Here is an 11,436-nt window from a genome sequence, read left to right as displayed (position 1 = left end):
GACAGAGGATGGGATGGGACAGACGAGCCGGACACCCGCCCGTCCCGATGGGGGGACGGGACCGATGCCCGGCGTCCGATTCAGGTGAGCCAGCGGCCCGCCAGCGGCACCTTGGAGAGGAGCCAGGCCAGCAGAGCGGCGCAGAGGAACACCCCAAGCGACAGCACCGGGACCGAGACCGCCGGAGGGAAGGTCAGGGTGGAGATGCCGAGATGCCGCAGGAGCATGATGAAGAGATCGTGGCACAGGTAGATGCCGAAGGTGATCCCGGACAGGCCGGTGATCCGGCCCTGACGGGAGCGCTCGTCGCTGACGCCCAGCAGGTAGCGGAACAGCACGAACACCGCGATGGCCATGAAAGCCACGTTGGGGGTGAAGTATCCATAGAGAGTGAGGACCGTGCTCCCCGCCCGGCGGGAGAGGAGGGCGGTGCCCCACACAGTGGCCCCGGCCCCCAGCAGGCCCAGCAGATAGACGATCCACTCGGCGGGGCGGCTGAGAGTGTGGTCCCGCAGGTACCAGCCCAGCAGATAGTAGCCCGTGTAGCCCAGCACCAGCCGGATGTCCAGGCGGCCCACCCAGGTGGAGACCGTCTCGCTGGGCCGCAGGGCCAACAGGGTGGGCAGGACCATGGCGAAGAGGAACACCAGCAGGAGAGCCCAGCGCAGGTCCGCCTGGCTGGCCCCCCGAACGAAGGCCCGGAGGAGGGGCGTCACCAGATAGAGTCCCATGATCATGGGCAGGAACCACAGGTGATAGTGGAGTTTCCCCCACAGCAGGTCCAGGAGGATCTCCCGGCAGGCGGCCAGACTGAGCGGTCCCCCGGAGGGCACGATCCCAGCCAGACCGTAGATCACGCTCCACACGATCAGGGCCGCCGCGATCCGCAGGATATGCCGCAGGAGGGAGCCGGCGGACAGGTCCTTCTTGGGGTCCAGCAGGAACATCCCGGAGAGCATGACGAACACCGGCACGCACCAGCGCATGAGCCCGTCATAGACGTTGAACACCGACCAGGCGGCGGAGCCCACCGGCTGGTCCGTCAGCCAGCCCCCGGAGATGTGGAGCATCACCACCGCCAGCGTGGCGGCCACACGGAGCAGGTCGGCATAGACCAGCCGTCCTCCCTCGCCCCGGGCCATGGGTCAGTCCCTCTGGGGGACGATCTCGATCCAATAGCCGTCCGGATCCTGGATGAAATAGACCCCCATGTCATGGTTCTCGAAGCAGATGCACCCCATGGCTTTGTGGCGCTGGTACATCCCGTCGAAGTCGTCGGTGGTGAAGGCCAGATGGAATTCACACTCGCCCAGGTCGTAGGGCTTCTCCCGGCCCCGGACCTCGGTGAGCTCCAGACAGAAGTCGGACGCGCCGTCCCCTAGGAACACCAGGCGGAAGTCTCCGTTGGGCCCCTCCTTCGTGCGGACGGGGCGCAGGTCCAGAGCTTTGTCATAAAAATCCAGCGAGCGGGCGATGCTCACCACATTGAAGTTGAAATGGTCGAATCGAAACATGGAACGATACCTCTCAGGATAGGGGATTTTTGGGGACTCAGATGGCGCGCTCTTTGGAGCGCATGAGCTCGGCCACGCGGCGGCCGGTGGGGGTGGCGGCCAGTCCGCCCTCGCCGGTCTCCCGGATGGCAGAGGGGAGGCTGGAGCCGATCGCGCCCATGGCGTCGATCACCTCGTCGCAGGGGATCTGGCTCACCAGCCCGGACAGGGCCATCTCGGCACAGGACAGGGCGTTGGAAGCGCCCATCACGTTGCGCTTGATGCAGGGGACCTCCACCAGACCGGCCACCGGATCGCAGGCCAGACCCAGGATGTTGGACAGGGCCATGGCGCAGGCGTGGGCCATCTGCTCCGCCGTGCCGCCCATCAGGTGGACGATGGCGGCGGCGGCCATGCCGGAGGCGGAGCCCACCTCCGCCTGACAGCCGCCCTCGGCCCCGGCGATGGAGGCCCGGCTGGCGATCACCTGGCCGAAGCCGGCGGCCACGTAAAGAGCCTGGATGATGACCTCGTCGGAGAGCTCATAGCGCCGCTTCATGGGCAGGAGGACCGCCGGCAGGACGCCGCAGGCTCCTGCGGTGGGGGCGGCCACGATGCGCCGCATACAGGCGTTGCACTCGCCCATCTTCAGGGCGGTGCCGATGATGTCCCGAAGGAAGGGACCGCACAGGCCGGGGCCATCCCCGGCCATCTTGGCGCCCTCGCCGCCCACCAGCCCGCTGGGGGAGCGGCGGTCGGCGGAGTAGTCGGCCTCAGCGGCCTGCATGGCGGCCCAGAGGGTGCCCATCTTGGCCCAGGAGGCCTGGGCCTTGACGCTGCGGTCGGCCATATCGTCCTCCTGGATGGCCTCCCAGAGCGCTTTACCGTTCTTGGCGGCGGTGGAAAGCATGAAATCGACAGATGTGAACATGGTCAGTCAATGCCTCCTACATCCAGATAGATGACCTGATCGATGCCGACACAGGCCCGCAGGGCTTCGACCGTGATGCGGGGGATGGGGTCGTCGCTCTCCACGATCATCATCTCATAGCTGCCCTTGGCGCCCCGGTAGAGCTGCATGGAGGCGATGCTCACGTTCCCGGCGGTGAGCATATTGGCGATGAGAGCCACTTGGCCCACCCGGTCCTCACTGCGGACGATGAGGGTGTCCTTCTCGCCGGAGAACACGGCGGGGAGTCCGTCCACGGAGCTGACCCGGATCCGGCCGCCGCCCAGAGAGGCGGCCACCACGGTGATGGAATGCAGGTCTTTGGACATGACCCGGATCCGCACGGAGTTGGGATGGGCGTCCTTGAGCACGCCGTTGCGGAACTGGAAGGAGAAGCCCTCGTCCTCCGCTACCTCGAAGCTCTGGGGGATGCGGGGATCGTCGGGCTCCATGCCCAGCAGGCCGGCCACCAGGGCCCGGTCGGTGCCATGGCCGCTGCCGGTGGCGGCGAAGGAGCCGTGCAGGGTGAGCTCCGCGCCGATGGGGGGCGCGCCGAGCAGCTTGCGGCAGATCAGCCCGATGCGCACCGCGCCCGCGGTATGGGAGCTGGAGGGGCCCACCATGATGGGTCCCATGATGTCAAAGATGGTCATAGGGATAGGATGCCTCCTCAAACGCATTTTCTCACGCTGGGATACTGGGGAAACGCAAGGAAACAGGGGATGCGGGGATCAGTCGGCTTCATCCTCATTGGCTTTCCGGTCGATGAAGACGGGGCGGAACTTGCTGTAGACGATCTTCTGCTCACTGTACAGGCCGGAGTAGCCGGACAGGGTATAGGACACGGCGATGCACAGGGCGAAGAGGACCAGGCTCTGGCCGGTGAAGAGGCCATAGCTCCCGCCGGCGAAGAGCTCCAAAGCCAGCAGGAGAGAGGTCATGGGACAGTTGGTCACGCCGCAGAACACACATACCATGCCAAGACCCGCTCCGAAGGAGGGGGAGAGGCCCAGCAGAGGGGCAGCGGTACAGCCGAAGGTGGCTCCGACGAAGAAGGAGGGCACGATCTCACCGCCCTTGAAGCCGGCGCCCAGGGTGACGGCGGTGAAGAGGATCTTCAGCAGGAAGGCCTCCGGGCGGGCCGTGCCGCTGACAGCGGCCTGGATCACGCCGCCGCCGGCCCCATTGTAGTCGAAGGTGAAGGGAGCCCAGATCCATACCAGCATGGTCAGCAGGATCACCAGTCCGCCGCCGGCTGCCGCGCGGACATAGGCGTTGGGGAGATACCGCTGATAGAGCCGGCCCGCCAGATGCATCACCCGGCAGAAGAGGATGGACAGTCCGGCGAAGAGGATGCCCAGGATCAGTACCCGGACCAGCACCGACAGGCTCATGTCGGGGATGCCCGTGAGCTGGAAGGCGGTGGGCGTCACCCGGAAGGACTGTGCCATCCGGAGACCGATCAGGGACGCGACCACACAGGGGACGATCGCGGCGTAGTAGAACACGCCCACGCTGACCACCTCCATGGCGAAGAGCGCCGAGGTGAGCGGGGTGCCGAAGAGCGCGGAGAAGGCGGCGGCCATGCCGCAGAGGGTGATGATCCGGCTGTCCTTGTCGTCCAGACGCATCCACTGGCCGATCGTCGAGGAGATGGACCCGCCGATCTGGAGGATGGCCCCCTCCCGTCCGGAGGAACCGCCGAAGAGATGGGTGATGGCGGTGGACAAAAAGACCAGCGGAGCGGTGCGCAGACGCATGGGCTCGTTCTCCCGGACGGCCGTCAGCACGAAGTTGGTGCCCCGGTCCTTCTCCAGTCCGCAGACCCGGTAGAGCCCCACGATGGCGATGCCGGCCGCCGGGAGCAGGGCCAGCAGCCAGGGATGTCCCTCCCGCGCGGCGGTGACCCACAGGAGGGCGTGATAGAAGGCGGAGCTGACACAGCCCACCACGACACCGATGATGGCCGCGAACAGAAGCCATTTCAGGAAGCCGCAGGCGTGCTCCCACATGAGACGGTGTTTCCCGGTGTGCATGAGACCATCCTCCTCAGTTCAAAAAGGCCAGATATCCACATTATAACATGATCCTCCGCGGATCGCGCTCTTTTTGTAGATTTTTTTTCGGATCGTGGTATACTGGACGAGATACATCGCCGTCTATCCGGAAAGGAGCGATCGCCGTGCAGGCTCCCATATGGCCCCAGGTCCTGTTCCAGGCTCTGTTCATCACGTCCATGGCGGTCTCCAGTGCCGCGGAGACCGCCGTCAGCGGGCTCAATGAGTCCGCACTCCGCCGCCAGGGGGAGGGGGGAGACCGGAAAGCCGCCGCGCTCCTGGCCCTGCTGGGCCGGGTGGAGCGGGTACATACCGCCCTGCGGACGGCCGTCGTCCTGTCCAGTTCCCTGAGCACCGCCTGTGCCGCCGCCGTCTGGGCGGGACCGCTGGCCCGATGGGCGGAGACGGCCCTGGGCCTCCCTCCGGGCATGGTCCTGGACGGGGCCGCCGTGGCGGTGACGGCTCTGGCCGCCGCCCTGCTCCTGCTGGTGCTGGGCGAGCTGGCCCCCCGGCGGATCGGTCTGGTCCGGCCGGAGGAGACCGCCCGGGCCCTCTGCGGCCTGATCCGGGCGGAGACGGCCCTCCTGCGGCCTCTGGGCTGGGTGCTGGACCAGTGCGGCAAGCCAGTGCTCCGGCTCTTTCGGATCGACCCGTCGGAGCGGCGGGACCGGGCCTCGGAGGAGAACATCCGCATGATGATGGATCTGGGCGAGGAGCGGGGCACCATCGACGCCGCGGAGAAGAAGCTGATCGACAACGTGTTCGACTTCAACGACCTGACGGCGGAGGACGTGATGATCCACCGGACCGAGATCGTGAGCATCTGGGTGGAGGACACCGAGGACGAGATCGCCCGGACAATCGAGGAGAGCGGCCTCTCCCGGTTCCCGGTGTACGACGAGGACCTGGACGACGTGATCGGCATCCTGTTCAGCCGGGACTACTTCCTGAATGCCCGGCGGGACCGGCCTCTGCCCTTGCGGAAGCTCCTGCGTAAGACCTATTTCGTGCCGGAGTCGGTCCCGGCGGGGAAGCTCTTCCGGGATATGCAGAGCAGGAAGATGCATCTGGCCGTCGTGGTGGACGAGTACGGCGGGACCTCCGGCCTGCTGACCATGGAGGATCTGCTGGAGGAGATCGTGGGCAAGATCTACGACGAGTTCGACCCCCAGGACGAGCAGGAGATCATCCGGCTGGGGGAGGACAAGTGGCGGGTGGCTGGCTCAGCGGATCTGGACGATCTGGCCGAGGCTCTGGAAATGGAGTTCCCGGAGGACGAGGAGGCCGAGACATTGGGCGGCCTGGTGTTCGCCCAGCTCTCTGTGATCCCCGAGGACGGCAGCCGCCCTGTGGTGGACGCGGACGGTCTCCACATCCAGGTGGAGGAGCTCTCAGACCATCGGGTGGAGTGGGCCATCGTCACGAAGCTCCCGCCGGAACGGCTGGAGGATGATGACTGATCGTAATAAACGGGCCTGTGATATCGTTTTCGATATCACAGGCCCGTCTTGTTTCGGGGGGATCAGTTCTTCAGGCTCTGCATGGGGGCGGGGATACGGCCGCCCCGGGCGATGAAGTCCTGGCTGGAGAAGGGATGGACCGGCATGACCGGGGCGGAGCCCAGCAGACCGCCGAACTCCACCGTATCGCCCACGGTCTTGCCGGGAGCGGGGATCAGGCGCACGGCGGTGGTCTTGGAGTTGACCATGCCGATGGCCGCCTCGTCGGCGATGATGGCGGAGAGAGTCTCAGCGGAGGTGTCACCGGGGACGGCGATCATGTCCAGACCCACGGAGCAAACGCAGGTCATGGCCTCCAGCTTGTCCAGGTGGAGAGCGCCGCTCCGGGCGGCGGCGATCATGCCCTCATCCTCGCTGACGGGGATGAAGGCGCCGGACAGGCCGCCCACATGGGAGGAGGCCATGACGCCGCCCTTCTTCACCGCGTCGTTCAGCAGGGCCAGCGCGGCGGTGGTCCCGTGGGTGCCGCAGACCTCCAGGCCCATCTCCTCCAGGATCCGGGCCACGCTGTCGCCGATGGCGGGGGTGGGGGCCAGAGACAGGTCCACGATGCCGAAGGGCACGCCCAGGCGGCGGCTGGCCTCCTGAGCCACCAGCTGGCCCATGCGGGTGATGCGGAAAGCGGTCTTTTTGATGGTCTCGGCCACCTGGTCGAAGGGCTGGCCCTTCACGGACTGGAGGGCGTGGTGGACCACGCCCGGGCCGGAGACGCCCACGTTGATCACGCAGTCCCCCTCGCCCACGCCGTGGAAGGCGCCGGCCATGAAGGGGTTGTCCTCCACGGCGTTGCAGAACACCACCAGCTTGGCACAGCCGAAGCCGCCCTGGTCGGCGGTGCGCTGGGCGCAGTCCTTGATGGCGCGGCCCATGGCGGCCACGGCGTCCATGTTGATGCCGGCCTTGGTGGAGCCCACGTTCACGGAGGAGCAGACATACTCGGTCCGGGCCAGGGCCTCGGGGATGGATGCGATCAGATCCCGGTCGGCCTGAGTGGTGCCCTTCTGGACCAGGGCGGAGAAGCCGCCGATGAAGTTGACGCCGGTGGTCTTGGCCGCCTCGTCCATGGCTATGGCGAAGGGCACATAGTCGTGGGTCTCCGACGCGCCGGCCACCAGGGCCATGGGGGTGACGGAGATCCGCTTGTTGACGATGGGGATACCGTACTCCCGCTCGATGGCCTCGCCGGTGGCCACCAGATGCTCGGCCCGGCGGCAGATCTTGTCGTAGATCTTGCGGCAGGCGGCTTTGGCGTCGGGGTCGGCGCAGTCCAGCAGGGAGATGCCCATGGTGATGGTGCGGACATCCAGATGCTGCTGGTCGATCATGTGGATGGTGTCCAGGATCTCAGTGGTATTGATCATTCGTCCCGGACCTCCTCAAATGCGGTGCATGGCGTTGAAGATGTCCTCCCGCTGGATGCGGATGGACACGGCATATTCCCGGCCCTTCTCCTCCAGCAGAGCCGCCAGCTCCGCAAAGGGGATGGCGGTCTTGGCGCAGTCCACCAGCATGACCATGGTGAAGTACTCCTTCAGGATGGTCTGGCTGATGTCCAGGATGGTGACGTTCTGCTGGGCCAGCAGAGTGGTGACGAAGCTCATGATGCCGATGTCGTCCTTGCCCAGGACGGTGACGATGGCGCGCATAGACAGGTCCTCCTCTTTCATGTCTCTTCTTGATGGATCGATGGAGATCGAAATGATAGTCTCAAATCAGGCTCCGATGATCTGACCGATCAGCCGGGAACCATTCCGTTCTGTTATCTTGACCGATCTTTCTACGTTGTGGAGCGCCTCTCCGGAGGCGAACACCTCCACATAGTTGGGGGCGTGGCCCCGCCAGAGGCCGTCCTTCTCCTCCTCGAAAAGGACGGGGAGCTCCTGACCGATCCAGCTGTCCAGATAGGCCTCCTCCATCTCACGAGCCACAGCGGCAGCCCGGTGGGCCCGCTCCTCCTTCTGAGCCTTGGAGAGCTGTCCCGGCATCTTGTCCGCGGGGGTGCCTTCCCGGCGGGAGTAGGGGAAGATGTGCATGGCGGTGAACCGGCACCGGCGCAGGAAGTCCAGCGTCTCGGAGAACTCCTCCTCGGTCTCTCCGGGGAAGCCCACGATCAGATCGGTGGTGATGCCCGGCCGGTGGAACCAGGTCCGCAGGAGCTCCACACTCTCTAGGAAGCGGGCGGTGTCGTACTTCCGGTTCATGCGCTGGAGCACCGTGTCGGAGCCCGACTGCATGGACAGGTGGAAGTGGGGACAAAGGTTGGGGAGGGCCGACACCCGGCGGCAGAACTCCTCCGTGATGGTCCGGGGCTCCAGACTGCCCAGGCGGATCCGGCAGGCGGGGGCGGCCTGACATACCGCTTCGATCAGGTCGGCGGGACCCTGGCCGTTCTTCAGGTCCTGGCCCCAGGAGGAGATCTCGATGCCGGTGAGGACCAGCTCGTGATAGCCCTCTGCCATGAGCCGCGCCGCCTCGGCGGCGGCCCGGTCCAGGGACAGGGAGCGCACCGGTCCCCGGGCGAAGGGGATGATGCAGTAAGTGCAGAAGTTGACACAGCCGTCCTCCACCTTGAGCATGGCCCGGGTACGGCCCATGAGCCCGCCGGCGGGGAGCTCTTCGAAGGTGCGGACGGACATGATGCTGCCGGTGGTGACCAGAGGCTCGGGCCCGGCGTCTCCGCTCCGGTCCTGCCTGGCGGCGGCCAGAGCCTCCAGGTCGTCCAGGAACTTCATCCGGTCAGAGGCTCCGCCCACCAGGTCCACGCCTAGGGCGGCCACCTCCTCCGGGTCGGTCTGGGCGTAGCAGCCGCAGACAGCCACCACTGCGCGGGGGCTTTTCTTCTGGGCCCGGTGGATGGACTGGCGGGACTTCTGGTCGCTGACCGCGGTGACGGTGCAGGTGTTGATGATATAGGCGTCGGCCTCCTCCTGGAACCCCACGATGGTGTGCCCCCGGCGGACCAGCTCGGTCTCGATGGCCTGGGTCTCGTACTGGTTGACCTTACAGCCCAGGGTGTAGATGGCAATCTTCATGCGGCGCTGACAGCTCCTTTTTATCCAGACGCTCCCCCGGGCTTTCCTCTTGTCTTTTGCGGGGGAACTGCTATAATATGCTCCGTACGTTCTCATTATTATATTTCATAGAGCGGCTGACGGCAAGGGGAGATCTGCCGTCCCGCTGGATCGGAGATGGAGATCATGCGTTCTTTCCTCATCGACCTTCCCTCATTGGAGGATGTGAGACGGTTCTGCACGGCGGCCAACCGGTGTCCCTGCAAGATCGAAGTCGTGTCTGACCCATATGTGGTCAACGCCAAGTCCATCATGGCTCTGTTCACGCTGGACTGGGACAAGCCCGTGAAGGTAGAGTTCCACGGCACGGACAGCCAGTATGAGGAGCTGTGCCGGGAACTGGGCGGTCTGGCCCCGAAGGAGAACTGACCAGATCGGGAAAGGAGGATCGGCATGAGCCGTGCTGACGAGCTGTTCATCCAAAACTGCCGGGACATCCTGGCCAACGGCGTGTGGGACACCGACCGGGAGGTCCGCCCCCGCTGGGAGGACGGGACGCCCGCCCACACCATCAAGCGATTCGGGATCGTGGACCGCTACGATCTGCGGGAGGAGTTCCCGGCCCTGACCATCCGAAAGATGGCCTTCCGGAACGCCGTGGACGAGCTGCTGTGGATCTGGCAGAAGCGGTCCAATGATATCCATGACCTCCACAGCCATATCTGGGACGCCTGGGCCGACGAGAACGGCTCCATCGGCAAGGCCTACGGCTATCAGCTTGGGGTGAAGCACCAGTATCCCGAGGGGGAGTTCGACCAGGTGGAACGGGTGCTCTACGACCTGAAGCATGACCCTGCCTCCCGGCGGATCGTGACCAGTCTCTACAACCACGCCGACCTCCACGAGATGCGGCTCTATCCCTGCGCCTGGTCCGTGACCTTCAACGTCAGCGGGAACACCCTCAACGCGATCCTGAACCAGCGCAGTCAGGATATGCTCACCGCCAATGGCTGGAACGTGATGCAGTATGCGGCTCTGGTCCACATGATGGCCCAGGTGTCCGGCCTGGTGCCCGGAGAGCTGGTCCATGTGATCGCAGACGCCCATATCTATGACCGTCATGTGCCGCTGGTGGAGGAGCTGATCCGGCGGGAGCCTCTGGACGGCCCGCGGCTTTGGATCGACCCTTCTGTGGAGGATTTCTGGTCCTTCGGCCCGGACAGCCTCCGGCTGGAGGGGTATCGATATCAGCCTTGGGACAAAAAGATCCCCGTGGCGGTGTGAATGTGCAAAAATACGAGAGAAGGGCCCCCGGTGGACGCATGATCTGCGTCCACCGGGGGCCCTTTTCCTCATTTTCGGAGGGCAGTGTGGATATAGCTGAGCTGACGCTGGATCAGCTCCCGGTCGTCCAGCGCATCGCCCCGCTGGAGCTTCTGGCCCAGCAGCCCCTTGAAGCAATAGAGGATGATGTCGTTGATGTCCCGCCCCTCCTGCGGGGAGAAGCCGCCCTCCTCCAGCACCGGCCGGAGCATCTGCTCGTTCCGCTCATGGAGGGAGCCGCAGTAGAGCATCTCCACCACGCTGTCGTCCAGCTCGCCCAGCTCGTCCGGAAAGATGTCGTAGTAAGTGCGGACGATCTCGCCCAGCTCCTCGCTGTATTTGCCATAGAAAAGGTCATAATAGGCACGGGGATGACGGAAGGCGGAGGCGCAGAAGAACCGCCACATGAACAGGAAGCGCTGGAGCGGATCGCGCTCGTCCGCCAGATACCGGGCCAGGTTCCGGTTGTAATCCTCGAAGTACTTCATAGAGGCATAGACCGTCAGATGGTCCAGGTCCTTGAAGTAGTTATAGAGGGTGGCGCTGTTGTAGCCTGCCTTCTGAGCGATGCGGCGGAGGGTGAGGGAGTCCATGCCGTCGCGCTCCATCAGCTCGCTGGCGGCGTTGATGAAGCAGGCGAAGATCTGTTTGCGCTGTTCGGCATCATAGGGTGGTCTGGCCATACGGACATCTCCTTTTTCTTCCGAATACTCCGCCACTGACGGACAGAGAGCGGGTCGGACGATCAGCATTCAAGCCTGAATATAAAACTTTGAAGTGTAGTTTTGTAGTGCGTCATACTTTACAGGGACATCATAACGCAAAGAACAAAAATAATCAAGATGATTATAAATGTTTTGTGGAGATGGGATAGAAAAATGTCGGCACAGGGCTGGAGGGGGCCAAAAATATCTCTTGACATTCCTGTGAGAGCGTTATAAAATCACGGTGAAAGAATCGAAGTTCTCGATAAAATGAACAGTCTAAAATCGACGGTATCCAATATTGACGCCGATGGGATGGAGGACTGGATCGTTCATGAGAGACGTACGTTTTGCTCTGTGATATTCAAAGCAGGAGGCA

Annotated in this window: 12 protein-coding genes; 3 read left to right on the top strand and 9 right to left on the bottom strand. The window is 64.4% G+C overall.

Annotated features, from left to right (window positions below; translation table 11 throughout):
* Positions 1-80: 80 nt before the first annotated feature.
* From KQI12_RS10085 to KQI12_RS10065, 5 genes are all read right to left on the bottom strand, one after another.
* A complete protein-coding gene (locus KQI12_RS10085) occupies positions 81-1,142 on the bottom strand; it encodes an acyltransferase (protein ID WP_216573032.1) in 1,062 nt (353 codons plus the stop codon).
* Positions 1,143-1,145: 3 nt separating this feature from the next.
* Positions 1,146-1,514 (bottom strand): VOC family protein, encoded by a 369-nt coding sequence (locus tag KQI12_RS10080; RefSeq protein WP_216573030.1) that lies wholly within the window; start codon positions 1,512-1,514, stop codon positions 1,146-1,148.
* Between the two features lie 37 nt (positions 1,515-1,551).
* A complete protein-coding gene (gene sdaAA / locus KQI12_RS10075) occupies positions 1,552-2,424 on the bottom strand; it encodes an L-serine ammonia-lyase, iron-sulfur-dependent, subunit alpha (protein ID WP_216573028.1) in 873 nt (290 codons plus the stop codon).
* A 2-nt stretch (positions 2,425-2,426) separates the two neighbouring features.
* A complete protein-coding gene (gene sdaAB / locus KQI12_RS10070) occupies positions 2,427-3,095 on the bottom strand; it encodes an L-serine ammonia-lyase, iron-sulfur-dependent subunit beta (protein WP_216573026.1) in 669 nt (222 codons plus the stop codon).
* A gap of 78 nt (positions 3,096-3,173) precedes the next feature.
* Positions 3,174-4,478, bottom strand: a complete 1,305-nt coding sequence (locus KQI12_RS10065; RefSeq protein WP_216573024.1) for a chloride channel protein — start codon at positions 4,476-4,478, stop codon at positions 3,174-3,176.
* 146 nt (positions 4,479-4,624) lie between these two features.
* Here KQI12_RS10065 and KQI12_RS10060 point away from each other — a divergent pair, with 146 nt between their 5' ends.
* Complete coding sequence (locus KQI12_RS10060; RefSeq protein WP_371818013.1) at positions 4,625-5,959, top strand: hemolysin family protein; 1,335 nt, start codon at positions 4,625-4,627, stop codon at positions 5,957-5,959.
* Positions 5,960-6,021: 62 nt separating this feature from the next.
* Here the strand turns inward: KQI12_RS10060 and KQI12_RS10055 are convergent, their stop codons facing one another.
* The 3 genes from KQI12_RS10055 to mtaB all read right to left on the bottom strand — a co-directional run bounded on the left by KQI12_RS10055 (position 6,022) and on the right by mtaB (position 9,051).
* On the bottom strand, positions 6,022-7,380 hold the full coding sequence (locus KQI12_RS10055) for a PFL family protein (RefSeq protein ID WP_216573022.1): 1,359 nt from the start codon (positions 7,378-7,380) through the stop codon (positions 6,022-6,024).
* A 15-nt stretch (positions 7,381-7,395) separates the two neighbouring features.
* Positions 7,396-7,665 (bottom strand): ACT domain-containing protein, encoded by a 270-nt coding sequence (locus tag KQI12_RS10050; RefSeq protein WP_216573020.1) that lies wholly within the window; start codon positions 7,663-7,665, stop codon positions 7,396-7,398.
* A gap of 66 nt (positions 7,666-7,731) precedes the next feature.
* Entirely contained in the window at positions 7,732-9,051 is a 1,320-nt protein-coding gene (gene mtaB / locus KQI12_RS10045; protein WP_216573018.1) for a tRNA (N(6)-L-threonylcarbamoyladenosine(37)-C(2))-methylthiotransferase MtaB, read from the bottom strand.
* A 165-nt stretch (positions 9,052-9,216) separates the two neighbouring features.
* Between mtaB and KQI12_RS10040 the strand changes: the two genes are divergently transcribed.
* On the top strand, positions 9,217-9,459 hold the full coding sequence (locus KQI12_RS10040; protein ID WP_216573016.1) for an HPr family phosphocarrier protein: 243 nt from the start codon (positions 9,217-9,219) through the stop codon (positions 9,457-9,459).
* A gap of 24 nt (positions 9,460-9,483) precedes the next feature.
* A complete protein-coding gene (thyA, locus tag KQI12_RS10035) occupies positions 9,484-10,314 on the top strand; it encodes a thymidylate synthase (protein ID WP_216573014.1) in 831 nt (276 codons plus the stop codon).
* A gap of 68 nt (positions 10,315-10,382) precedes the next feature.
* Here the strand turns inward: thyA and KQI12_RS10030 are convergent, their stop codons facing one another.
* On the bottom strand, positions 10,383-11,036 hold the full coding sequence (locus tag KQI12_RS10030) for a TetR/AcrR family transcriptional regulator (RefSeq protein WP_216573012.1): 654 nt from the start codon (positions 11,034-11,036) through the stop codon (positions 10,383-10,385).
* Positions 11,037-11,436: the final 400 nt, after the last annotated feature.

This window comes from Pseudoflavonifractor sp. MSJ-37, from assembly GCF_018917965.1.
Lineage (GTDB): Bacteria > Bacillota > Clostridia > Oscillospirales > Oscillospiraceae > Pseudoflavonifractor_A.
The sequence above is the reverse complement of the archived record's forward strand: the minus strand, read 5'-3'. Positions and strand labels throughout refer to the sequence as shown.